Source organism: Erythrobacter sp. (genome assembly GCF_023653175.1).
Classification (GTDB): domain Bacteria; phylum Pseudomonadota; class Alphaproteobacteria; order Sphingomonadales; family Sphingomonadaceae; genus Erythrobacter.
On sequence record NZ_JAMNXL010000010.1, the window covers coordinates 1 to 23,232 of the forward strand.

General features: G+C 65.8%; 27 protein-coding genes and 1 pseudogene. 4 read left to right on the forward strand and 24 right to left on the reverse strand.

The window, feature by feature from the left end:
- Positions 1 to 14: 14 nt before the first annotated feature.
- The 13 genes from NBV68_RS02310 to argB all read right to left on the reverse strand — a co-directional run bounded on the left by NBV68_RS02310 (position 15) and on the right by argB (position 10,671).
- On the reverse strand, positions 15 to 1,175 hold the full coding sequence (locus tag NBV68_RS02310; protein ID WP_296306872.1) for a phosphoribosyltransferase domain-containing protein: 1,161 nt from the start codon (positions 1,173 to 1,175) through the stop codon (positions 15 to 17).
- Positions 1,168 to 2,355, reverse strand: coding sequence for a serine protease (locus tag NBV68_RS02315; RefSeq protein WP_296306873.1), 1,188 nt, complete (start codon positions 2,353 to 2,355; stop codon positions 1,168 to 1,170). The genes NBV68_RS02310 and NBV68_RS02315 overlap by 8 nt, the downstream gene beginning before the upstream one ends.
- Before the next feature lie 12 nt (positions 2,356 to 2,367).
- Entirely contained in the window at positions 2,368 to 2,949 is a 582-nt protein-coding gene (locus NBV68_RS02320; protein WP_296306874.1) for a TerD family protein, read from the reverse strand.
- 66 nt (positions 2,950 to 3,015) lie between these two features.
- Complete coding sequence (locus tag NBV68_RS02325) at positions 3,016 to 3,594, reverse strand: TerD family protein (protein WP_296306875.1); 579 nt, start codon at positions 3,592 to 3,594, stop codon at positions 3,016 to 3,018.
- Between the two features lie 79 nt (positions 3,595 to 3,673).
- Entirely contained in the window at positions 3,674 to 4,735 is a 1,062-nt protein-coding gene (locus NBV68_RS02330) for a DUF475 domain-containing protein (protein ID WP_296306876.1), read from the reverse strand.
- A 43-nt stretch (positions 4,736 to 4,778) separates the two neighbouring features.
- Positions 4,779 to 5,975, reverse strand: a complete 1,197-nt coding sequence (locus NBV68_RS02335) for a TerD family protein (protein WP_296306877.1) — start codon at positions 5,973 to 5,975, stop codon at positions 4,779 to 4,781.
- Between the two features lie 68 nt (positions 5,976 to 6,043).
- A complete protein-coding gene (locus NBV68_RS02340) occupies positions 6,044 to 6,625 on the reverse strand; it encodes a TerD family protein (RefSeq protein ID WP_296306880.1) in 582 nt (193 codons plus the stop codon).
- Positions 6,626 to 6,774: 149 nt separating this feature from the next.
- Positions 6,775 to 6,969, reverse strand: a complete 195-nt coding sequence (locus NBV68_RS02345; RefSeq protein WP_296306881.1) for a hypothetical protein — start codon at positions 6,967 to 6,969, stop codon at positions 6,775 to 6,777.
- A 24-nt stretch (positions 6,970 to 6,993) separates the two neighbouring features.
- A complete protein-coding gene (locus NBV68_RS02350; protein WP_296306947.1) occupies positions 6,994 to 7,620 on the reverse strand; it encodes a MarC family protein in 627 nt (208 codons plus the stop codon).
- Positions 7,621 to 7,662: 42 nt separating this feature from the next.
- A complete protein-coding gene (locus NBV68_RS02355; RefSeq protein ID WP_296306883.1) occupies positions 7,663 to 8,439 on the reverse strand; it encodes a hypothetical protein in 777 nt (258 codons plus the stop codon).
- Positions 8,439 to 9,329, reverse strand: coding sequence for a bifunctional methylenetetrahydrofolate dehydrogenase/methenyltetrahydrofolate cyclohydrolase FolD (gene folD / locus NBV68_RS02360; protein WP_296306949.1), 891 nt, complete (start codon positions 9,327 to 9,329; stop codon positions 8,439 to 8,441). Before folD ends, NBV68_RS02355 begins: the two co-directional genes overlap by 1 nt.
- A gap of 20 nt (positions 9,330 to 9,349) precedes the next feature.
- Positions 9,350 to 9,631: a YggT family protein gene (locus tag NBV68_RS02365; RefSeq protein WP_296306884.1), complete on the reverse strand. Its 282-nt coding sequence runs from the start codon at positions 9,629 to 9,631 to the stop codon at positions 9,350 to 9,352.
- Positions 9,632 to 9,753: 122 nt separating this feature from the next.
- A complete protein-coding gene (gene argB / locus NBV68_RS02370; protein WP_296306886.1) occupies positions 9,754 to 10,671 on the reverse strand; it encodes an acetylglutamate kinase in 918 nt (305 codons plus the stop codon).
- A 93-nt stretch (positions 10,672 to 10,764) separates the two neighbouring features.
- Here argB and NBV68_RS02375 point away from each other — a divergent pair, with 93 nt between their 5' ends.
- Positions 10,765 to 10,962, forward strand: coding sequence for a hypothetical protein (locus tag NBV68_RS02375; RefSeq protein WP_296306889.1), 198 nt, complete (start codon positions 10,765 to 10,767; stop codon positions 10,960 to 10,962).
- Between the two features lie 185 nt (positions 10,963 to 11,147).
- Here NBV68_RS02375 and NBV68_RS02380 read toward each other — a convergent pair whose 3' ends face one another.
- Positions 11,148 to 11,399, reverse strand: a complete 252-nt coding sequence (locus NBV68_RS02380) for a DUF465 domain-containing protein (protein WP_296306891.1) — start codon at positions 11,397 to 11,399, stop codon at positions 11,148 to 11,150.
- Positions 11,400 to 11,518: 119 nt separating this feature from the next.
- Here NBV68_RS02380 and NBV68_RS02385 point away from each other — a divergent pair, with 119 nt between their 5' ends.
- A complete protein-coding gene (locus tag NBV68_RS02385; RefSeq protein ID WP_296306892.1) occupies positions 11,519 to 11,998 on the forward strand; it encodes a thermonuclease family protein in 480 nt (159 codons plus the stop codon).
- 312 nt (positions 11,999 to 12,310) lie between these two features.
- On the opposite strand, the pseudogene NBV68_RS02390 reads toward NBV68_RS02385, so the two are convergent.
- The 9 genes and pseudogenes from NBV68_RS02390 to NBV68_RS02430 form a co-directional block, all read right to left on the reverse strand.
- Positions 12,311 to 12,523, reverse strand: a pseudogene (locus tag NBV68_RS02390) (DUF1294 domain-containing protein); the annotation flags it as partial.
- Between the two features lie 449 nt (positions 12,524 to 12,972).
- A complete protein-coding gene (locus NBV68_RS02395) occupies positions 12,973 to 13,491 on the reverse strand; it encodes a hypothetical protein (protein ID WP_296306894.1) in 519 nt (172 codons plus the stop codon).
- A gap of 157 nt (positions 13,492 to 13,648) precedes the next feature.
- A complete protein-coding gene (locus tag NBV68_RS02400) occupies positions 13,649 to 14,284 on the reverse strand; it encodes a type II toxin-antitoxin system antitoxin SocA domain-containing protein (RefSeq protein ID WP_296306895.1) in 636 nt (211 codons plus the stop codon).
- A complete protein-coding gene (locus tag NBV68_RS02405) occupies positions 14,274 to 14,570 on the reverse strand; it encodes a BrnT family toxin (protein ID WP_296306897.1) in 297 nt (98 codons plus the stop codon). The genes NBV68_RS02400 and NBV68_RS02405 overlap by 11 nt, the downstream gene beginning before the upstream one ends.
- Before the next feature lie 19 nt (positions 14,571 to 14,589).
- Positions 14,590 to 15,636 carry a ribonucleotide-diphosphate reductase subunit beta gene (locus NBV68_RS02410; protein WP_296306899.1) on the reverse strand — a complete coding sequence of 349 codons (1,047 nt, stop codon included), beginning with the start codon at positions 15,634 to 15,636 and terminating at the stop codon, positions 14,590 to 14,592.
- Positions 15,637 to 15,705: 69 nt separating this feature from the next.
- A complete protein-coding gene (locus NBV68_RS02415; protein ID WP_296306902.1) occupies positions 15,706 to 15,891 on the reverse strand; it encodes a hypothetical protein in 186 nt (61 codons plus the stop codon).
- A gap of 37 nt (positions 15,892 to 15,928) precedes the next feature.
- Entirely contained in the window at positions 15,929 to 17,965 is a 2,037-nt protein-coding gene (locus NBV68_RS02420) for a ribonucleoside-diphosphate reductase subunit alpha (protein ID WP_296306904.1), read from the reverse strand.
- Between the two features lie 558 nt (positions 17,966 to 18,523).
- Entirely contained in the window at positions 18,524 to 19,303 is a 780-nt protein-coding gene (locus NBV68_RS02425) for an SDR family oxidoreductase (RefSeq protein WP_296306906.1), read from the reverse strand.
- The gene (locus tag NBV68_RS02430) at positions 19,300 to 19,629 is read right to left on the reverse strand and encodes a DUF4440 domain-containing protein (RefSeq protein WP_296306908.1); all 330 of its coding nucleotides are present in this window, start codon (positions 19,627 to 19,629) and stop codon (positions 19,300 to 19,302) included. Before NBV68_RS02430 ends, NBV68_RS02425 begins: the two co-directional genes overlap by 4 nt.
- A gap of 111 nt (positions 19,630 to 19,740) precedes the next feature.
- Between NBV68_RS02430 and NBV68_RS02435 the strand changes: the two genes are divergently transcribed.
- Entirely contained in the window at positions 19,741 to 20,646 is a 906-nt protein-coding gene (locus NBV68_RS02435; RefSeq protein ID WP_296306910.1) for a LysR family transcriptional regulator, read from the forward strand.
- 15 nt (positions 20,647 to 20,661) lie between these two features.
- Here NBV68_RS02435 and NBV68_RS02440 read toward each other — a convergent pair whose 3' ends face one another.
- Complete coding sequence (locus NBV68_RS02440) at positions 20,662 to 22,278, reverse strand: AMP-binding protein (RefSeq protein ID WP_296306913.1); 1,617 nt, start codon at positions 22,276 to 22,278, stop codon at positions 20,662 to 20,664.
- A gap of 131 nt (positions 22,279 to 22,409) precedes the next feature.
- Between NBV68_RS02440 and NBV68_RS02445 the strand changes: the two genes are divergently transcribed.
- Positions 22,410 to 23,219 (forward strand): LuxR family transcriptional regulator, encoded by an 810-nt coding sequence (locus tag NBV68_RS02445; protein WP_296306915.1) that lies wholly within the window; start codon positions 22,410 to 22,412, stop codon positions 23,217 to 23,219.
- The last annotated feature ends 13 nt before the right edge of the window (positions 23,220 to 23,232 follow it).

Here is a 23,232-nt window from a genome sequence, read left to right on the forward strand (position 1 = left end):
GAGGGGGCGCGCGGTCATGCGGGCTCGCCATAGCGGCACAACAGCGTCTCGACCATGACGGGAGAGCCCGCTTCGGCGCACCACCGGGCGAGCGCCTCGGCCTGACCGCCGGCGATCTCGGCGGCGATCACGATGCGGTCCGGGCGGTGGGCGAGGAGGTTGTAGACATGGCAGGTCGCGCCCGAGCCATAGGCGTCTTCCAGCGTGGTGACGCTCTGCATCGCATGGCCGAGCATGGCCGGCGTGCGGGTGATCGACTGGACGGTGGTGACCGCGCCCTGTGCAGCGAACTCCTCGGCGATGCGCAGTGCCTCATAGGCATGCTCGCCATCGCCGAGCACCAGCACCCGCTCGCCGGGGGCGGCGGTGGCGGGAGCGCGAGTGGCAGATTCGGGAGCGAGGAGGCCAGTGCGGCTGCGCATGCCGGTCGCAGGCGCGGTGCCATGGCGATTGGCGGTGGGGGCGAGGCTCGTGGCGGCCTGCGCGGCGCCGGGCGTCCAGTCGAGCGTGCCCGCGATCAGCGAATGCGCGCTCGTGGGGCGCGGCATGCGGGAGAGGAAGGCCTGCGCACTCCAGTCGGTGAGGCTGGCGCAGGCGATCCGCTCGATCTGCGGCAGGGCCGCGACCAGCGCCTCGGCGGCTTCCACGAAGGTGCTGCCGGTGCTGCACTCGTCGTCGATGATGACGAGGCTGCGGGCCTGCGGGAGCACTTCCTCGACCGCGCCCGCTACCTGCACCATGTGGCTGGCGGCGTGGCTGTGGCCTTCCTCGAAGCGGCACAGCACGCGCGCGCCCGGGGCAGTCTGGCGGCTCGACTGGACATAGGCGCTGGCAAGGACCGGGTGACGACCGCGCCACGCGGCCCACACGGCCTGCGCAAGACCCGTCGCGGTTTCGGCCATGCCGCAGAACAGCACCGGAGCGGGGAGGTCAGTAGGTATCTGGGCAGCGAGCGCATCGGCGGCGGCCCGCAAGGCTTCCGGCGGCGTCGGCAGGTGGCGGCCGAGCACCCGCGAGACGATCAGGAACCCGCGCTTCGGGTTCGCCCGTGCGGCGAAATCGCAGAGCGCGTTCACACGCTCCGGCGCGACCCAGGACAGTGTCAATGTCCCGGTCGGCAATGCGACCGCAAGTTCATGCTGCGGCGTCGCCGACGCCGGCGCGGGCTCAGGCATGGACGAGGATGCTGACCACCGCACTGCGCGCCCGGGTCACGACATTGCGGCGCAGATTGTCGGTCGAGATCGCGAGCGGTGGCAGGTCCGCGCCTGCAGCGGCGGCGATCTCGGCGACGAGGCTCGCGCGGATGCCGAAATTGACGTTCTCCGAGATCGACCCGCGGCTGCGCATATTGTCATGCGCGAGGCTCGCCGAGGTCACGCCCACGAGGTTGCCGAACTCGTCGATGATCGCGCCGCCCGAGGAGCCCGAGCCGATCGGCGCCGAAAACTGGAAGCGCGACACGTCGCCCCCGCTCCCTGTCAGCCCCGAGACATTGCCGGTGGTGACCTTGAGGTCGGCGCCCAGCACGTCGATCAGCGGGAAGCCGGCTGCCATGATGTCCTCGCCGAGGAACAGCGGCGAGCCGATCCGCAAGGGCAGCGGCTCGCCGTGGGTCGTGCAGCGCAGCAGCGCCAGGTCATGCACATGATCGACCGCCAGCGTCACCGCGAGATCGCGCGCGCGGCCCACTTCGAGCTTCTGCCCGTCCTCGACCACATGGGCGTTGGTGATGATCAGATCGCGCCCGATCAGCACCCCGCTGCCCGAGCCGAGCATCTGGCCGGGCATCGGCTTGGGCCGCGCCTGCCCCTCGGAAAAGCCGCGCCCGTCGGGATGCGGGATCGGCCCGCTCCCGCCGGGATAGGGAGTTCCGGGCAGCGGCACGCCGGGGGCATTGCGGTAGGGCACCTCGACCCCGCTCATGTTGCGGGCGCGCACATAGGCGTCGATCCCGAAGGTGAAGCCCTCGTTCGAGAGCTTCATCCGGCGCTCGCCATTCTTGGTATAGACCTCGGCGAGGATCACCGCGGCGAGCTGTTCGGTCGGCTGCGGCATCTGCCAGGTGGTGCCGTCGACCTCGAAGGTGAGCGGGTAGGCGTGATTGGTGAAGCCGCCGTGGCGGTCATCCATGACATAGGCGACGATCTCGAAATCGCCCTGAAGCTCGGCCATGCCCTGCATGAACCACTGCGCCTGATCGATCCGGTCGAAGGCGAGCACCCGCCCGCGCTGGCTCTCGTCGCGCCCGATGGCGGCGATGGCGATGCGCGCCGCCTCGCCCCCACGCATGTGGATGCGGCAATCGGCCTTGGGGCTGATCTTGACGCGCTGTCCGGGCTGGGCGGGCTGCATCGCCTTGTCGCCTTAGCCGATATTCACGCCCATCGCGCCCGCGAGGCCCGCAAGACCGCTGCGCCAGCCTTCGCCGATCGCCTTGACCTTGATCTCGCCCGCGGGGCTCCGATAGAGCTCGACGAAGACCATCGCGACATTCATCGAGGCGTCTTCGGAGAGGTCATAGCGCGCCAGCTCCTTGCCGTCGGCCTGGTTGACCACGCGCGCAAAGGCGTTCGAGACCGAGCCGAAATTCTGGCCGTTGATCTCGCCCTCGTGGATGGTGACCGCGATCACGACCTTCTTGGCCTGCGGCGTGAGCTTGGCGAAATCGATCAGGATCGTCTCGTCATCGCCCGCGCCCTCGCCGGTGCGGTTGTCGCCGCTGTAGACCACCGCGCCATCGGGCGAGGTCTTGTTGTTGTAGAACACGAAATTGGCGTCGGAGAGAACCTTGTCGTCCTCGCCGATCACGAAGGCCGAGGCGTCGAGATCGAAGGCCGCGCCGTCCGTCTTGCGCACGTCCCAGCCGAGGCCGACAATCACTGCGTTGAGGCCCGGGGCCTCCTTCGAGAGCGAGACATTGCCACCCTTGCTGAGCGAAACCGCCATTATCCGTGTTCCCTTCAGTGGAAGCGCGCGGCCGACGACATTGCCCCCGACCGCGCACCTTGCCCGTTAGCCGATGTTGACGCCGTAGTGCGCGGCGAGCGGGCCGAGGCCGCCCTTGAAGCCCTGGCCGACGGCGCGGAACTTCCATTCGGCCCCGTGGCGATAGACTTCGCCGAGGATCATCGCGGTTTCGACCGAGGCGTCTTCCGACAGGTCGTAACGCACGACTTCGTTGTTGTTGTTGGCATCGACGAGGCGGATGAAGGCGTTCGAGACCTGACCGAAGGTCTGGCCCTTGCTGTCGCCGTCATGGATGGTCACCACCACCGCGACCTTGTCGACATCGGCGGGCAGCTTCGAGAGGGTGATCTCGATCTGCTCGTCATCGCCGTCGCCCTCGCCGGTGCGGTTGTCGCCCTGGTGGATAACCGCGCCGCCGGCGACGTTCTTGTTGTTGTAGAAGCAGAAGTCCATGTCGCTGCGGACCTTGCCGCCCGCGTTGCAGATGAAGGCCGAGGCGTCGAGGTCGAAATCCTGACCATCGGTCGCGCGCACGTCCCAGCCGAGGCCGACCATGATGCGGTCGAGACCCGGTGCTTCCTTCGACAGGCTGACATTGCCACCCTTCGACAGCGAAATAGCCATGTGACGTCTTCCTTTCCCTATGCTGGCGGCAACCGGGACCGCCCCGGCTGCTAACGCCCGATCAAACTTGCGCGCCCTGTCAGGCGGCGGCTTCTTCGCCTTCCGGCCCCTCACCGTCGGGGTTAGCCTTGTTCCAGGCCACCGAAGACCAGAAGGCGAGCCCGATCAGCACCGCGCCGATCAGGCCGGTGATGACTTCGGAGATGTGCATGAAAGTGTTGAGGTACATGATCACCGCCAGCGCGAGGATCGCATAGAATGCCCCGTGCTCGAGGTAGCGGTATTCGCTCATAGTGCCCTGGCGGACCAGGAAGATCGTCATCGAGCGCACGAACATCGCGCCAATGCCGAGGCCGATGGCGATGATGATGAGGTTGTTGGTGAGCGCAAAGGCGCCGATCACGCCGTCGAAGCTGAAGCTCGCATCGAGCACTTCGAGGTACAGGAACGCGCCGAAGCCCGCCTTGGCGACGTCACCGGTGGAGGGCGTGGGCGGTTCGAGCACGTGGTTGACCACCTCGACTGCGAGATAGGTCAGCAGGCCGGCGATGGCGGCGGTGACGAAGGTCAGCGCCTCCTCGCCCGGCAGCACGGTCGAGACCCCCCAGGTCGCGGCCAGCACCAGCCCGATCGACACCGCCTCGATATTCGCCACCTTGGCGAGCGGGCGTTCGATGGCGGCGATCCAGTCGACCTCCTTGTCAGCGTCGAAGAAGTAGTTGAGGCCGACCATCCCGAGGAAGGCGCCGCCAAAGCCCATCAGGCCTACGTGCGCGCCCTCGACAATCCGCTGATATTCGGACGGCGAGTTCAATGCGAGGTTGATCGCCTCCACCGGGCCGAGCGAAGCGGCGACCATCACGATCACCAGCGGGAAGACGATCCGCATCCCGAACACCGCGATCGCGATACCCCAGGTCAGGAAGCGCTGCTGCCAGACCGGCGACATGTCCTTCAGCACCGAGGCATTGACCGCGGCATTATCGAACGACAGCGAGACTTCCAGCACCGCGAGCACGGCGCAGATCCACACCATTGAAAGCACGCCGTCGATCGTGCCGGTCAGCGCCCAGCCGTAATATCCGCCAAGCGCCAGGCCGGCGGCGGTGAATAGCAGCGAGCCGCCAAAATGTTTGAACATCGAATATGATCCCCTTGGCCGCGTGATACGGCGGTCTTGTTGCTTAGTCCTTACTGCCGCGCTGCCATTGCAGATAGACGCCAATGTCTTCGGCGAAGGGCTTCTGGCTCTGGTAGAAGCGCATCAGGCGGCTCATCTTGAGCTCCCCGCCGACATTGTCGATCAGCGCGATGCCGCACAGGCGCTCGCGGCTGTTCACCTCGTCCATGCGGATCTCGATCTCGGGCTGGCCCGGGATGTTGAGGCGGACGACGCCATCGGTCTCGGCCCAGTTGGGCGCACCTTCATAGATCAGGGCGAAGACCCCGATGCGGCGGATGTAATCGAAATACTGGCCGTTGACGCGGATTGTCTCTCCGGCCGCGATGGCGCCGGTGCGGTCGTCGCCCGACAGTTCGATGAAGGGCGGCTGGTTGTAGGCGCCGAAGCTGCGCCCGAGGGCCTGGATGCAGCCAGCGCCCATGCCGTCGGCGAGTTCGAAGATCACGCCGAGATCAAGGTCAAGCTGCTGGGAGCCGCCGAAGAAGCCCTTCTTCTGGGTGCGTGCCGTCCAGTTGAGGTTGAGCACGATCTCGCCGAAGGAATTGCCCTGCTTCTTGAGGCTGACCGAGGAATTGCCCTTGTCGAGGCTGATCTTCTTCAGGCTGATCGGCGCAGACGGCGGAGGAGGCGGCGGCGGCGGCGGGGGCGGCGGGGGTGCCGGGGGCGGAGGGGGCGGCGGCGGAGCGGGCGCAGGAGCAGGTTCGTCCACCTCGCCCCCGAAATGCCCGATCAGCGCGGCGAGCCCGCCGGCAAACCCGGCAGCAATCGTGCCGATCTTCCAGCCCGAGGAATGGCGATAGACCTCCGCCAGCATCACCGCCTTTTCGTTGGTGAGCGCGGCCGCGGCATCGAAGCTCGCCTTGCCGCCGTCGAGAATCACCATCAGCGGGCGGCTTTCGCCCACGGCGCGGCTGTCATGGGTAGCGGTGAAGACGATGCGGTCGATATTGCCGGGAAGCCGGTCCAGATCGAGCGTGAAGGTCGCAGTGTTGCCCGCCGCCGCCATCCGCACCTCGCCATTCGGGGTGGCAGGGTTGGAGAACAGCACGACATAGCGGTCATCGCCGATCTTCTGCCCGGGCTCGAGCCCGAAAGCGGCAATGTCGATCCCGTCCAGACCGAATTCGACCTTCACCTCGCATTGCGGCCCGACCCCGAGGTCGGACAGCGAGCGCTTTTCCCCACGTTGCAGCTGCATGCGAATATGCTCCCGGTCTTGAATGGCCCGCCGCGCCCCTCGCGCGACCGGGCCCGGAGGTGTTCAGGTCAAAGAATGGCGCGTGCGGGCGCGGTGAGATCGTGGACGGTGCGCCCCTCGGTGCGTGTCCCGATCGCCTTGAAGTCCCACTGGCCGCCGGCGCGCGACAGGCGGGCGAGGATCAGCCCGGTGTGCGGGCCCGTATCCGAGATGTCGAAGCGCGCCAGCTCGCGCCCGCTCTTCTTGTCGACCACCCGGCCGAAGGCATTGGCGACCTTGTCGAAGGTCTGCCCCCGAAAGGAGTTCACGGTGAGCACGATGTGTTCGACCCGCACATCGAGCCGGTCCAGCTCGATGGCGATGCTCTCGTCGTCGCCGTCACCCTCGCCGGTGAGGTTGTCGCCGCTGTGGCGAATCGTGCCGGCAGCATTGCTGAGCTTGCCGAACCACACCTGCTCGAGCACGGTCTTGTCAGCGTCGAAGGTGATGCACGAGGCGTCGAGGTCGATATCGCCGCTGCCGCCCAGCAACCCGCCGAAAAAGCCCTTCTTGGCAACGTCCCAGCCCACGCCGAGGCTGATCTGGGACAACCCGTGCGGGGCCTCCTTGGCGAGGCTGACCGACTGGCTCTTCTGGAGCGATATTCCCACTGATCCCCCGCGACGCTGCGCCTGTCTCGTTCTGAGACAGGATATCCCCGATGGCCGGAAGGGTGTCAACCCTGCACCCGAAGGGGTTGCAGAGGGCTTAGTGTTGTTATCGTTACGTTTTTGTTAAGGCTGGCGCGGCGGAAATCGGGTTATCCGACACTCTTCACGCGGCGACCTGCATGGTTCTCGATCACCGCAATCGCGTCGCGCATCGCGCAGGTCTTGCCGATCTGGGTGTCGCTGCCCCACACCGATCCCTTGTAGAGGTAGATCCAGCCATTGCTTTCAGAGACATAGTAGAGATTCTCGCCTCCGCCTTCGACGATTACCCGCTTCTTCGCCATGCGCCTCGTCCCCCCGGTGGCAGATCAGAGCCCGAAGCTGCCCTTCAGCCCGTCGATCACATATTGCGCGGCGAGCGCCGCCAGCAGCACGCCGAGCAGGCGGGTGATGACCGCCTCGACCTTGTCGCCCAGCAGCCGGATCAGCGGCCCGGCCGCCACCAGCGCGGCCGCGGTAATGACCAGCACCGCCGCCAGCGCGCCGAGGATCTGGCCTTGCTCTGCCCAGTCCCCATCCGCCTCGTTCATCAGCAGCATCACCGCCGCGATCGCGCCCGGCCCGGCGAGCATCGGCATCGCCATCGGGAAGACCGAGACGTCCTCGATCTCGGGGGTTGCCGCGATCTTCTCGGCGCGTTCCTCGCGGCGCTGGGTGCGCTTTTCGAAGACCATGTCGAAGGCGATGAAGAACAGCATCAGCCCGCCCGCGATGCGGAAGGAATTGAGCTCGATATGCAGCGCGCCGAGCAGCTCCTGCCCGAACAATGCGAAGATAAGCAGGATGATGCTGGCGATCCCGGTCGCGCGCAGGGCCATGCTGCGCGCCTGTTCGCGGGTCGCGCCCTTGGTCAGCCCGGCATAGATCGGCGCGCACCCGGGCGGGTCGATCACCACGAACAGGGTGACGAAGGCGGAAAGGAAGGTCTCGGTCAGCATGGTGCCGTTGGTTCGGGGGGCTTCGGCCGCCCCCTCACATCAATTGCTGCCGGGCACAAGGCTTTGTTCGATGCCCGTCAGCCAGCGGCCCTGATAGAAATATTCGGCGAGGATATAGCGCGTGCCGTCCGCCCGGTGCTCCCAGCGCCAGCGCAGCGTGGTGTCGCGCGACAGGTGCGCCTCGGTCTTGCCGTCCTCGCCGAGCGAGATGGGGGGCGGCGGCGGAACCGGGGTGCCGGGGCGCGGGCAGGTGGCGACAAGGCCCTGAATCGCGTCGATCTCGGTCACGACGATGTCGCCCGGCTGCACATCCACCTTGGGCGGCGGCGGGGGCTGCGGCACGTCGGGCCCGCCGACATCGAAGACGTAGAGGTAGCGCCCGTCAGGCTGGCGCTCCCACACGGTGACGAAGTTGCCGACCGTGCCATCGGGTTCGCGCAAGCGGCCCTGGCTGACCGCGACCGCACCGTCGCAGCTCATGACGACCGTGCGCGCCTTCCACGTGACAGCTTGCGGCGGATTGCTCTGGGTCGCCAGCCACGGGGCGATGGGGAAGGCACCCTTGCTGCCGTGGAGCAGCGCGCCGGGGGCGGCGTACATGCCGAAGGCCGTCCACTGGCCCAGTTCCTGCGCATCGCGGGCAAAGGCGATCTCGGCGGCAACGATGGTGCTCGGCTGCGCGGCGCCCGGAGCGGTCGCGAGCGCGCGGTCGATGATCGCCAGCTGGCGCTTGTTCGGCTTGGGTGGCCCGCCGCTCCCCGTACAGGCGGCCAGCATCAGCGGGAGCGCGGCGGCAAGGAGCAGAGCGGTGCGCATCACAGGCCCTCGGGCGGAGGGAGCCCCGCGTGGCGGTGCGCGGCGACCAGCGTGTTCCTGAGCAGCACCGCGATCGTCATCGGCCCGACCCCGCCGGGCACCGGGGTGATCGCGCCCGCGACCGCGGCGGCCTCGGCGAAGGCGACATCGCCCACCAGCCGCCCCTTCGGCTTGTCGTCGGTGGGGGCCAAGCGGTTGATGCCGACGTCGATTACGCAAGCCCCCGGCTTGATCCAGTCCCCGCGCACCATCTCGGGGCGGCCCACGGCGGCAACGACGATGTCGGCGCGGCGCACCACTTGCGCCAGATCGCGCGTGCGGCTGTGTGCGAGGGTCACGGTCGCGTTGGCGTCTGTCAGCAGCTGCGCCATCGGCTTGCCGACGATGTTCGAGCGGCCGATCACCACCGCCTCGAGCCCGCTCAGATCGCCGAGGTGATCCTGCAGCAGCATCAGGCAGCCCAGGGGCGTGCAGGGGACAAAGCCCTCCTGCCCCACCGCGAGGCGGCCGGCGTTGATCACGTGGAACCCGTCGACGTCCTTGTCCGGGTCGATAGCGGCGATCACCGCCTGTTCGTCGAGGCCTTGGGGGAGCGGCAGCTGGACGAGGATCCCGTCAACCTCGCCGTCGCGGTTCAGCCGCTCGACCAGCGTCAGCAGTTCGGCCGCTGAGGTGGTGGCGGGCAGGCGGTGCTCGAAGCTCGCGATCCCCGCTTCCTCGCAAGCGCGGCCCTTGGCGCCGACATAGACCTGACTGGCCGCATCATCGCCGACCAGCACCACCGCGAGGCCCGGACGGCGCGCGGCCGTATGGACGAAATCCGCCGCCGCCGCGCCGATGCGGGCGCGCAGGCGTTCGGCGAAGGCCTTGCCGTCGATCCGCGCCGCCATGGTCTCGAGGGGATCTGGCATCAGTAGGCGAGGCCCTGCACGACCCGCGAGAGCGCCGCCAGCAGGATCATGAACACCATCGGCGAGAAGTCGATCGCGCCGGTATCGGGCATGATACGCCGGATCGGGCGCAGCACCGGCTCGAACAGGCGCGAGAGCGCATCGTGCACCGCGAAGACGAACTGGTTGCTGGGGCTCACCACGTTGAAGGCGAAGAGCAAGCCGATGATGAACCAGATGATCAGCAGCATGTTGGCGGTGCTGATCACCATGCCGAGAATATCAACCAATGCCTGAGTCATTGCGATCCGTTCCGTAGCAGGGGTGCCGCGCAGCATCTGGCTAGCCGCAGCGCCCAATCAAGTCCCTTGGTAGGCGTATTAGCCTGTTAATACGCCTCGCGCCAGCCCCGGTTCCCCGGGGATCACGCGCGCACCAGCGTGCCCGCGCCGCGGGCGGTGAAGAATTCGAGCAGCATCGCGTGGCCCACCCGGCCATCGAGCACCACCGCCGCCTCGCAGCCCGCCTGCACCGCGGCAACGCAGGTTTCGAGCTTGGGCACCATCCCGCCGCGGATCACGCCGTCCTCGCGCAGCTTGGCGATGTCGGCGGGGGTGAGATCGGTGAGCAGCGCCCCGTCCGCGCCGAGCACGCCCGGCACGTCGGTCAGCAGGAACAACCGCGCCGCGCCCAGCGCCGCGGCGATGGCGCCCGCCATGGTGTCGGCGTTGATATTGTAGGTCGCCCCGTCGCTGCCCGGCGCGATGGGGGCGATCACCGGGATCATGCCTGCGCCCACCATCGTGTCGATGACGCTCGTGTCGACCGCAGCCGGTTCGCCGACAAAGCCGAGGTCGACCACCTGCTCGATATTGCTGTCGGGGTCGCGGGTGGTGCGGCTGACCTTGCGCGCGGTCACCAGCCCGCCATCCTTGCCCGAGATGCCGATCGCCTTGCCCCCGGCGGCCGCGATCCAGCCCACCAGTTCCTTGTTGATCGCGCCCGAGAGCACCATCTCGGCGACCTTGGCGGTGGCCTCGTCGGTGACCCTGAGCCCGTCGACGAAGGTGCTCTCGACCCCCAGCCGCTTGAGCATCTGGCCGATCTGCGGGCCGCCGCCGTGGACCACCACCGGGTTGATGCCGACCGCCTTCAGCAGCACGATATCCTCGGCAAAGTCGCGCGCGGCTTCGGGATCGCCCATCGCATGGCCGCCATACTTCACCACGAAGGTCCGCCCGGCGTAGCGCTGGAAATAGGGCAGCGCCTCGATCAGCACTTCGGCCTTGGACAGGTCGGGCGTTTCGGCCCGCGGATGGCTCGTCTTCTCGGTCACCGGCATCGTTCCCAGCGCGCATCTCGCGCATCTCGGGCCGCGCCCTAGCGGCCTTAGCGCGCGGGGCCAAGCGGCTTGGTGGGATCACGGGCCTGAGGGTTGTCCCGGATTGCCCACCCCGGCCATCTGGTGCTATTCTCTGCGGCCAGAGAGGTGATCATGGCCGACGAGGACAGCACACCACCCGCGCAGGACCCTTCGGGAGGCGGCCGCCGCCAGGCTGACCGCCGCGGCGCCGATATGCCCGTCGCCGATCCCGACCGCCGCGCCGCACCGCGCGAAGACGCCCACGACTGAGCCGCGCAAGACCGGCGGCCACGCCGGGTTGCAGGTGGGACATCGCCTCATGCCCCGCCTGCACAAGCTTCACGCGCCCTCACTTAACGCGGCGATAGGGCGGCAGCACGCCCTCACGTAGCGCAGCGTTAGGGCGACAAGCACGCCCTCACGTAGCGCAGCGTTAGGGCGAACAGTAGTACCCTTCAGGCCGCAGGCGTCTCCTCCAGCATCGCCGCGATCTGGTCGAGCAGGTCCAGCCGCTCCTTCTTCAGCGCCTCGAGCCGCTCGTCGCTCGCCGCTTCGGTCTCGCATTCGATGCGGTGGATCGCGCGGTTCACCTCGTGATGCCGCGCGGCGAGGCGGGCGAAGTGCGCGTTGCTCGCCTTGAGGCGGCGCAGCGCCTCGGCATCGCGCGGGAAGGCTTCGGCGAGTTCATGCGGCGTATGGGCTGACATCAGGTTCTCCCTCGTTGAATGCCCCTCCCTAGCGCGGGGCAACCCCTAGGCGTTTGACCGCGGTCAAATTCGCTGGAACCGCATCCATTTCCGGCTATTCTCTCCGGCGGGATATTTGCATGACACGACCGGAACCTCTCCTGCGCCGCGCGGGCGCGCTTGCGCTTGTGCCGCTCGCCGCCGCCGCCGCCTTCGCGCTGTGGCCCGGGGCGGGCGAGGCGCAGTCGGCGGCCGAGCCCCACGCGGCGCTCTTTCCCGTCTGCAAGGGCGCGGTGCGCGTCACCTGCGTGGTCGACGGCGACACCTTCTGGCTCTCCGGCACCAAGATCCGCATCGCCGACATCGACACCCCCGAGGTCTCGCAGCCGCGCTGCCCGCGGGAGCGCGCGCTCGGCCTCGCCGCCACCGAGCGCCTGCGCCAGCTCCTCAACGCCGGGCGCTTCGGCCTCGCCGTGCCCGCCGATGGCCGCACCCGTGACCGCTACGGCCGCGAGCTGCGCATCGTCACCCGCGGCGGCCAGAGCCTCGGCGCGGTGCTGGTCCGCGAGGGCCTCGCCGCGCGCTGGGGCGGGACGCGCAAGGCGTGGTGCGGCGCGTAAAGCGGACAAAGGTGACACCGTGTCGCTTTCCCGAAACGCCGAATAATTCACGTATTTCAGCAAGTTGCCGCACGTTCGCGCAGGCGGACGGACAGGGGGAACGGCCCTTGTTTCGCCGATCATGCGGCCTTGCGCCGCCAACAACACACATCCGAAAGAGCCGGGCCCGACAAGCCGCCCGCAGCATAGGCACGCAAGGCGCGAGTAGGAAAGCGCCCCGCGCGCGCGCTCAGGCCAGCCCCGCCGCCAGCCCGCCGAGGATGCGATCTGGATGACCGCGATGGCGTGGAGCCGGCTGCTGAACGGCTGTTTGCGCGTCTTGTGCCGGAACAGCGCGCGGCCCGCATAGGCTCCGGGTGTGCCCCCGATCATCGCCAGATTGAGCAGCGCGTTCTCCGATATCCGCCAGGCCCCCGTCTCCGCCCGCGCCTTGTCGAGGCCGAAAGCGGCGAAGGCGAGGAAGTTGATCGCGATCAGCGCGGTGGCGATGTTGGCCGGCGTGGCGAGGGCGAGGAGCGGGTGCATACGGCAAAGCCATATGGGACAAGGGGTTGCCGAAGGGTTTCGCTCCTCATTCCGTCATCCCGGCGGAAGCTGGGACCCAGGGCGGCAAGGGCTGCCCACGCCGCTTCAGGCCAGCCTCCGCTGGAGTGACGATAATGAGAAGCGGCGGCGTGCCCCCTCTCCCCCGTCCCGGGCTCGACCCGGGACCCCGCTGCTTCTGCGCTCGAACGGGAATGAAGCTGGGCCCCGGGTCAAGCCCGGGGTGGGGAATGGGGAAAGTACGTCCTGCACGCCCGCGGTCGGGATCGGGTCGCGCCGATCCCCCTTCCCGCCCGCCCCCGGCTTTCGCCGGGGCAGGTATCAGGGAGCGAGGAAGCGAAGCTGTCCGAAGGACACCTGCTGAGCCGAAGGCGAAGTTAGTTGCAGCGGGTTGGGCCTACGCCGACAGGCCGGGGTGGGTGAGCGCTAGGTTACAATCTTCCCCCCCGAATTTCATCCATGAGGTAATTCACTGCTCGGTTGTAGCGTTGAAACTGAGCATCGATCTCTTCGCGGGACAAATCACCATACTGGGAGACACTCCACGTTTCGATGTCCCTGATCCCTTCCCACCTACCACGGCGGAGAAGGATCACTCGTCCATCAGAGCCTTGGAAGTCCTGTAGCGACAGAATTCCGTCAGCAATAACCGAGCAGATCAGTCGGACTTGGTAGAACGAGAGAGGCACGGTAGCCCAGCCTAAAATATAATTAGGCACCAATCGGTCGTTCTCAATGGAAATGTAGGCTGGAGATATTGGAATCGCTCGAACGGAGCCGTCTGGGTTTCTTGCAAAAGGATAATGCCTGCCCCGGTCACCATAGTCTTCAACTATTTCAACTTGACGCTCAGTTAGATAGTTGTCTAAGGCAGGTAGAATTTCGTCGGCTGCAATTCGTAGATAACCTTGGTAGTCGGAGGCTTTCTCTACAGCTTCGTCGAAAGTCATTTGCCGATTAGCGAGTTTAACGCATAACTCGTGGATCGGTCGCAAAGACCTCTTCGGTGGCCGCTCAACCATCAGCTTAACCAATCGCAACGTGTCATCAAACCGCGGTCGATTTTGGCGACCCCAGTTGAAGACGCTAGGCGTCCGAAGCAGTCGATTAATCTTTGTCTCTACTGATTCCATTTGAGGTGCTGGAACTCCCTCCAGCGATCAAGGCAGGCTCAATCGCCATACCTGGTTTATCTTTCCCTCCCAAATTCCAAACTAGATCCCATGACGAGCCGGGCTTATGCGTAATTCTAGTTAGCTCTGTTGACGTCAGGCCCCCGTAGGTTTTCCAAACATCTTCAAAGATGCTCAATTCAAGCCCAGTAAATTCTTCAACGGCCTTAACCCGTTTTCTGCCTTCTAGGCTAAATTTTGTGAAAAACCCCGTGGATACTGCGGTATCGAAGTCAAAATACAGCTCCCGGAACACTGGACCAAAGTTCCAAGCCTCAACACGCGCCGGAGTTAACACGATTCTAAATTCTTGGATCGCTTTTTCATAAGCGATGAAGGGAAGCTTGTTTATCCAAACCTTTTTTGCGTCAAGGGAGCGGAAACCACCCCTGTCGATAAACCAATTCGCAATCGCGCGGATGTCCCGGCCTTTTTGCTCGAATGGATAAAATCTCGCCGTAAAGCTACGGCCCGAAAGCGCGCGCTCCGGAATGTCAGACGTGTCGATTTCGTCGTCGGCCATCGCTGCCAACGCAAGCAAATCTCGTCGGACCTGTTCTTTATCTTCCATTGGCGGCATCTTCGTATGAGCGTCGCTCGGAGCGCGTCGCCTTCCGAGCACTGATGATGCGGCCGCTACGGACTAACCGGCCCCCACCGTCGAAGATGGGCTCTGTGTGGACCACTACAATGAGTTGATTGGCTATCATTCCATAGGTCCGCCATCGGACCTCTGTTTCATAAGGATCTGTCTCAGATTGGGCTAGCGGGTCCGAAAAAGCAAGAGTCGCCGTTTCGAAGGATAGCTTGTGCTTCCTAAGGTTGGCTTCCGCCTTGATCGGATCCCACTGCCACATGCAGAATTAGCGTTAGAAACTACTCCGCAGCCTCAGCCCCAAACAGCCCAATCTCAGGCAGCTCCACGCCATCCTCATTAACCGCCTTGGCCTTCTGCCGCTTGTCAAACGACGACCACACGGTGTTCCAATCACCGCGCGTCGCGCCCTTCGAATATTCGGTCGCGCGGGTTTCGAAGAAGTTGGCGTGCTCCACACCGTTCAGCAGCGGCGCGAGCCACGGCAGGGGGTGTTCCTCGATCATGTAGATTTCCTGGAGGCCCAGCTGCTTCAGGCGCCAGTCGGCGATGTAGCGGATGTAGCGCTTGATCTCCTTGGCGCTCATGCCGTCGACCGGGCCCATTTCGAAGGCGAGGTCGATGAAGGCGTCCTCAAGGCGGACGGTCTTCTGGCAGATGTCGATCAGGTCTTCCTTCACCGCCTTGGTGAGGCACTGGCGTTCCTCGCAGAAGGTGTGGAAGAGCTTGATGATGCCTTCGCAGTGCAGGCTCTCGTCGCGGACCGACCAGCTGACGATCTGGCCCATGCCCTTCATCTTGTTGTGGCGCGGGAAGTTCATCAGCATCGCGAAGCTGGCGAAGAGCTGGAGCCCCTCGGTGAAGCCGCCGAACACGGCGAGCGTGCGGGCGATGTCTTCATCGCTGTCGACGTTGAAGGTCTGCAGGAAATCGTGCTTGTCCTTCATTTCCTCGTATTCGAGGAAGGCGGAGTATTCCGCCTCGGGCATGCCGATGGTGTCGAGCAGGTGCGAGTACGCCGCGATGTGCACCGTCTCCATGTTGGAGAAGGCGGCGAGCATCATCTTGATCTCGGTCGGCTTGAACACGCGGCCGTAATTTTCGTGGTAGCAGTTCTGCACCTCGACATCGGCCTGGGTGAAGAAGCGGAAGATCTGGGTGAGCAGGTTGCGCTCGTTCTCGGAGATCTTCTGCGCCCAGTCGCGGCAATCCTCGCCCAGCGGCACTTCCTCGGGCATCCAGTGGATCTGCTGCTGGCGCTTCCAGAAGTCGTAGGCCCAGGGATACTGGAAGGGCTTGTAGGTGTTGCGGGCTTCGAGCAGCGACATGGGCGGACACTCCGATTGGAAAGACGATATTAGCAGATACGGGCGCGCGGGGCGCTCGGATTCAAACGGTCAGGGCCAGTAGGCGACGAGGATGATCAGGCAGAGCGGCGCGAGCATCGTGACCATCGCGATGTGGATCATCGCGGCGTTGAAGGCGTGGCCGGGCGTGTCGCGCTTGAGTTCGCGCACCGCGCTGATCCCGAACCACAGGCTGACGGCAAGGCCGAGCAGCGCGGCGATGATGGGCATGTTCATCTCAGTCTCTCCCCCTGACCCGGTGCCCGGACGGCCCTTACTGGCAGCTCAGGCATTCCTCGTAATCGGTCTCGGCGCTGAGTTCGATCTTGGCGAGGGCGGAGGTGTTGTCGGCCTCGACCCCGCCGGCGAAACCGGCGCGCTGCACGGACTTGGAGCGCAGGTAATAGAGCGACTTGATGCCCTTCTCCCACGCCTGGTAGTGCAGCATCATCAGATCCCACTTGTCGACATCGGCCGGGATGAACAGGTTCAGCGACTGGGCCTGATCGATATAGGGCGTGCGGTCGGCAGCGAATTCGAGCAGCCAGCGCTGGTCGATCTCGAAGCTGGTCTTGTAGACCGCCTTTTCCTCCGGCGTCAGGAAGTCGAGGTGCTGCACCGACCCGCCGCGTTCGAGGATCGAGTTCCAGACATTGGTCGAGTTCTTGGCCTTCTTCTCGAGCAGCTTTTCGAGGTACGGATTGCGCACGATGAAGCTGCCCGAGAGGGTCTTGTGGGTGTAGATGTTGGCCGGGATCGGCTCGATGCACGCCGAGGTGCCGCCGCATATGATCGAGATCGACGCGGTCGGCGCGATCGCCATCTTGCAGCTGAAGCGCTCCATCGCGCCCATGTCGGCCGCATCGGGGCAGGGCCCACGCTCCTGCGCGAGCAGCATCGAGGCTTCGGAGGCCCTGGCGTGGATGTGCTTGAACATCGTCAGGTTCAGCGCCTTGGCCATCGCGCTTTCAAAGGCGACGCCCTTTTGCTGCAAGTACGAGTGGAAGCCCATCACCCCGAGGCCGACTGAACGTTCGCGGCTGGCGGAGTACTTGGCGCGGGCCATCTCGTCCGGCGCGCGGTCGATATAGTCCTGCAGCACGTTGTCGAGGAAGCGCATCACGTCCTCGATGAAGAGCTTGTCGCCCTTCCACTCTTCCCAGGTCTCGAGGTTCAATGACGACAGGCAGCACACCGCGGTGCGGTCATTGCCGAGGTGGTCGATGCCGGTGGGGAGGGTGATTTCCGAGCACAGGTTCGAGGTCGAGACCTTGAGGCCCAGATCGCGGTGATGCTTGGGCATCATGCGGTTCACGGTGTCGTTGAAGACGATGTAGGGCTCGCCCGTCGCCAGCCGGGTCTCGACCAGCTTCTGGAACAGCGAGCGCGCGTCGACCTTGCCGCGCACGCTCCCGTCACGCGGGGACTTCAATTCGAACTCGGCCCCTTCGCGCACCGCGTTCATGAACTCGTCGGTGACGAGCACGCCGTGGTGGAGGTTCAGCGCCTTGCGGTTGAAGTCACCGCTCGGCTTGCGGATCTCGAGGAACTCCTCGATTTCCGGGTGGCTGATGTCGAGATAGCAGGCCGCCGACCCGCGCCGCAGCGAGCCCTGCGAAATCGCCAGCGTGAGGCTGTCCATCACCCGCACGAAGGGAATGATGCCCGAGGTCTTGCCATTGAGGCCGACCGGCTCGCCGATGCCGCGGACATTGCCCCAATAGGTGCCGATCCCGCCGCCCTTCGACGCGAGCCAGACGTTCTCGTTCCAGGTGCCGACGATCCCTTCGAGGCTGTCCTCGACCGAATTGAGGTAGCACGAGATCGGCAGGCCGCGATTGGTGCCGCCGTTCGAGAGCACGGGGGTGGCGGGCATGAACCACAGGTTCGAGATATAGCCATAGAGCCGCTGGGCGTGATCCTGATCGTCGGCATAGGCATCCGCGACGCGGGCGAAGAGATCCTGATAGGTCTCGCCGGGCAGCAGATAGCGGTCGGTCAGGGTGTCCTTGCCGAATTCGGTGAGGCGCGCATCGCGCGAGGGATCGGTCACCACGGTGAAGCGGCGGTCGTTGACCTTCTTGCTGTCCGTCTTGCCCGCATCCTTCATGGCCGTGGCCATGGCGCCCGCCAGCGCCTCACCCGCCTTGGCGGCGATCAGGGCATCGGAGCCGGTATCGGTGGTTTTCATCGTCACGGCCTTTTCGTTTTCGGTGGGCTTTTCATCCCCCGCAGGCGCAGCGGCATTGGTGCCCGCATCCAGCTCATTGGTCACATCATCCGGCACGTTGTCGCTCGCCTTGAAATCCATCGTCAGCCCCACTTGTCCCCCGAATCGGGCCTATGACACAAGAGGCCATGTTCCGATTCTGTTCTATACCGGCGGGTCCACAGACTTGCCAACAGTCAGCGCCCGGTTGGGCGTGCTGGCAGGTCGGTCGATCCCGTTCTGAGCGCTTGGCGGACCCGTGTTCCTGAGCGACTCCTTTCCCGTTCACTCCGCTGGGGAGCGGCGGGGAAGTCACCATGGGTTGGGGGTCCGATTTGCGCCGAACCACTAGATGATGAATCACCTGCGGACTCCCGTCAATCGGCGATTAGGCACTTAGTTACCATTACGGGGGTGTTTCAGACCCGTGTCAAACCCGCGACGCATGGACCAAGCTTGAGTCGCGGACCCCGCAAGCCCCAAACTGAATCTGTGAAGAAAAATATGGTGATTGAATCATTCGAATCCAGCCGTGAATCTTTTGCACGGGCGGGAGTTCGATTGTTGCGCGGAAGGCGCGCGGAACGGGCGCCGGGAACCGGGGAGCGAACGTCCGCAATCGGATGGCGGCGGCCCAAGGCTTGTGTCCCGGGGCAGGCATCAGACCGTGGGGACCGTTCCACCATCGATGACGTATTCGCTGCCCGTGATGCTTGCCGCCCGGTCCGAGGCAAGGAAGGCGATCAGGCTGGCGACCTCGCCGGGCGAGGAGGGGCGGCCGAGCGGAATGCCGCCGAGCGCCTGCATGATCTGCTGCTTGCCAGCCGCGATCCCGCCGCCCGACGCTTCGCCAAGGCGGGTGGCGAGTGCAACAGCCGCCTCGGTCTCGATCCAGCCGGGCGAGACCCTTACGACCCTCACGCCCCGCGGCCCGACCTCTTTCGAGAGGCTCTTGCTGTAGGTCGACAGCGCCGCCTTGGCCGCGGCGTAGGCGGTCGTCGCCTCAGGCAGGGGCAGGCGGTTCTGGATCGAGGTGACATGGATGACCACGCCGCTCCCGCGCGCTATCATGTCCGGCACAAGTGCGCGGTCGAGCCGCACGGCCGGCATCAGGTTGAGCGCAAGCTCCTCGGCCCAATGATCGTCTCCCAGTGCCGCAAATCCGCCTGCGGGAGCCGAAGAGCCGCCGAGCATATGGACGATGATATCGACCGCCCCCAGCCGTTCGCGCGCAGCTGCGGCGAGCAGGCCTGCGCCTTCGGCGGTGGCGAGATCGGCGGCGACGAACATGTCCTCGGCCAGATCGTCCGGCCTGCTGCGGGCACTGGTGAGCACCGCGGCGCCCAGGTCCCGGAACAGCGCCACGGTTGCAGCGCCCGCACCGCGCGTGCCCGAGGTGATGAGGGCGCGCTTTCCCTCGAGCGAGATGAACGGGGTCATGGCGCGATCTCCAGCCGGGTGATGAGGCCCGCGCCCAACGTGAAGGCATAGCGCAGGTCGATCGGGCTGCCGGGGAAGTCGCCGGTAAGGCGCGCGGTGACGATGGTCTGACCGTCATGCTCGGCCATGGCGAAGGGCTCGGCGGTGTAGCTGTATTGCGTCGATGCTGCGGCCTTCCAACCGGCGATCTGGTCGCGGCCCGTGTAGGTGCGGCGCTCGTCGACGACGACGGCGTCTTCGGCGAACCGGCGGGAAAAGGCGGCGCTGTCGCCAGCCGCGTCCGCGCTGAAATAGGCGGCGATGGCGGGAGGTAGGGAGATCGTCATGGCATTGCTCCTGCTGGGCGCACTCGTGGTGCTGAAAGGTGCAATTTAGCGTTGGACATTAGCTGCGATAATCGTGATGAATCGCGATGAATAGTTTCGAAAGGCGGGATAATGGCTGATCTGGGCCTGACGCGATTGAACGCGGTCCTCGCAGTGGCGCGGCTCGGATCGTTCCGTGCGGCGGCAAGCACAATGGGCATGTCGCCCACGGCCCTTGGCAATGCGGTCGGCGCGCTCGAGAAACAGATCGGCGTCCGCCTCTTCAATCGCACCACCCGCAGTGTCGCCCTGACCGAGGCCGGGCGCGCGTTCATCGAGGAGGTCGGCCCTGCGCTGCGCATGATCGACGCGGCGATGGAAGGCGCCCGGGCGCATCAGGACACGCCTTCCGGCACGCTGCGGATCAACGCCTTCGCCAGCGCTGCGCGCGAGGTGCTTGCGCCGCTCATCCTCGAATATGTGCGGCGCTTCCCGCGGGTTCACATCGATCTGGTGACCGACGGCCGGATGATCGACATCGTCGCTGCCGGATTCGATTTCGGCATCCGCAGGATCGACTTCGTTCCGGCCGACATGATCGCGCTGCGGCTTGGCACGCCGCGCCGCCATGCCGTGGTGGCAACGCCGCGCTACCTGTCGGCCCACCCCGCCCCGCGTGTGCCCGCCGATCTGCTGCGGCACGCCTGCGTCCGCATCCGCCTGCCAAGCGGCGAGCTTTACCGCTGGCACTTCGAGAAAGACGGAGATGCCGAACAGGTCGCCGTGCACGGCCCGGTGACTGTCGACGAGGCCAGCCTCGCCCGGATCGCCGTGCTGAAGGATATCGGCATCGGCTATTTCATGGAACACGACATCGCCGAGGATCTGGCGGAGGGGCGGTTGGTGCGGGTTCTGGAAGAGTGGACTCCGGCGTTGCCGGACCTGTGCCTCTACTATTCCGACCGGCGCAATTCATCGGCCGCGTTCCGCGCCTTCGTGGAGCTGGCGCGGGAACTGTCCGTTACCGCGCACACCTGACTGGCATGGCGCCCGCTATTGCGGGTTCTGCGCCTCCGCAATTCCTTGCGCGGTCTTGTAGTCTGGCTTGCCGTTGTTGAGCCTGAGCGAGCGGTCGGTGAGGATGTAGAGCCGCGGGATCTTGTAGCCCGCCAGCCCCGCGCGGGCGTGGGCGTCGAGGGCGGCTTCTTCCACCTCGCCCTCGGGCTGCACCACGGCGACGATCTTGCGGCCGAAGCGCGGGTCGGGGAGGCTCACCACCCGCACGTCCTTCACCGCGGGGTGGCCCATCAGCACCGCCTCGACCTCTTCCGGAAAAACCTTCTCGCCGCCGGTGTTGATGCACATGTTGTCGCGGCCGATGAATTCGAGGGTGCCATCGGGGCTCCAGCGCGCACGGTCGCCGGTCATCAGCCAGCGCTGGCCGCCGATGACGGGGAAGGTCTGCGCGTTTTTCTCGTCCTCGCCGAGGTAGCCCAAGGGCAGCGGGCCGGTGCGCGCGACGATGCCGATACCGTCGGTGCCGGGGAGGATTTCATTGAAGTGCTCGTCGAACAGTTTCGTCTCGCGCCCCGGCAGCGGCTGGAACTTGCCGCCGCCTGACGATCCCGCCGCGGTGGTGACGACGATCCCGGTGCCCGAGCTTTCCGAGGAACCCAGCGCGTCGATGATCATCAGGGCCGGATGGTGAGCGATCAGCCGCGCCTTCAAGGCAGGCGAGAACACCGCGCCCGAGGAGGTGATGCTCCTGAGGCTCGCCAGCACCTCGGCCCCGTCACCCCGCGCGTCGAGCCGGTCGGCCAGCGGCAGGGCGAAGGCGTCGCCGACAATGAACGCGCCTCTTGCACCAAGGCGCGCGATTTCATCGAGGGCGAGATCGGCGTCGAACTTCGGCCCCGGCAGCAGCGCCAGCGTGCCGCCCTTCAAGAGGTGGATCACCGCAGTAAACTGCCCCGCGCCATGCATCAGCGGCGAGAGCAGCAGCAGCGGCGAGGTGCTCGCCGGGTGCTCGGGGCCGATCGCGGCGGCTTGCGCGACCTGCTCCTCGAGGCTGGCGACTACCAGCGGCGGGGTGCCCGGCGGGCGCTGCCACACCCCGATATTGAACGCGCCCCAGGCCTGATCCATCGGCCACATCACCGCCTTGGGCATGCCGGTCGTGCCGCCGGTCGCGGTGAGGAACAGCGCTTGCCCGTCATCATGGATGGTGAAGCCTGCGGGCAGCGGGGTCTGGCACAGCGCGTCCCAATCCCCGCTCCCGACATCGACCGTCAGCGTGCCGGCAGGCATCGCGTCGCGGGCGATGGCGGCAAAATCGCTCTCGGTGAACAGCGCCTTCAATCCGAAGCGGTTGAAGATGTCGGCGAGCTCGCGGGTCTTGTAGTGGTAGTTCACGTTGACCGGCACCAGCCCGGCCTTGATGCACCCGAAATAGGCCAGAATGTAGTCCGGCGTGTTGCGCAGCATCTGCCCGGCGATGTCTCCGGGGCCCAGGCCGCGCGCGCGCAATCCGGCGGCGATCCGGTCGGTGACGGCGTCGAGCTCGCCCCAGCTCACCACCCGGCTTCCGTGCACCAGAGCGCGCCGCTCGGACGGGATCGCTCCCGCCAGCGCCTTCAGCACAGTCCCGAAATTCGCCCCCGCAAATGCCATCCGCACGCGCCTCCTGTCTGTTTCGCTAGCCCCCGTGCGCTCCGGATTCCCCTACGTAAATAATGAGGAGATTCCGAAAAATTGCGGTATTCTCCCGAATCAGAAAACAAAGAGAGGAGCAAGGGCGCCAAATGGCTACCAATGTTGTCGAACTGCGCACGCCCCAGGGCCGCGAATCGCTCGATCTGCTGCTCGAACAGGTCACGATCACCTGCCCCGAGGACATTCACGACGCCGCTGTGAACCTCGCCCGGATCGCGCAGGAACGCGGCATGCAGATCGCGGTGTGCGACGACATTTCCTCCAAGGAACCGATGGTCGATGCCGAGGGCACGATCCTCAACGCCGACATCTTCCGCTGGCTCGATGACGGCGCGCGCTGGTGGGAGGACCACCGCCTCGCGCTGCACTCGCCCCTGCCGCGCGCCTGCCGCTACGAAAGCGAGCCCTTCTGGGTCAACCGCCACGGCTTCAACACCCGCTGGCGCAACCACTACCTCGCCGAAATCGACATGAACGATTTCGAGAAGCGCGCCTTGTGCAAGGCGGCGATCGTGGTGCCGGTGCACCTGCCGTTCGGGCAGATCAGCGCGTCGAGCTTCATCAGCATGGACCGCGACAAGGAAGACCTGTCGGCAGAATTCGCCGAATATGGCGCGCTCTTCGCGATGGTGACGCGGTGCTTCGTCGCCGGCTACGTCCAGGCCAACCGCACCAAGCGGCGCATCCCTTCGGACTGCGTGCTCTCCAAGCGCGAGGTCGAGTGCCTGCGCTGGGCAGCGATCGGCAAGACCGACAAGGAGATCAGCATGATCCTGAGCCGCTCGCACGCCACGATCCGCTACCACATCCACCGCGCGGGCGAGAAGCTCGACTCGGTGAACCGCGCGCAGACGATCTTCAAGGCGGGGCAATTGGGTTACCTCGGCGCGAGCGACTGACCTTCTTCTCCCC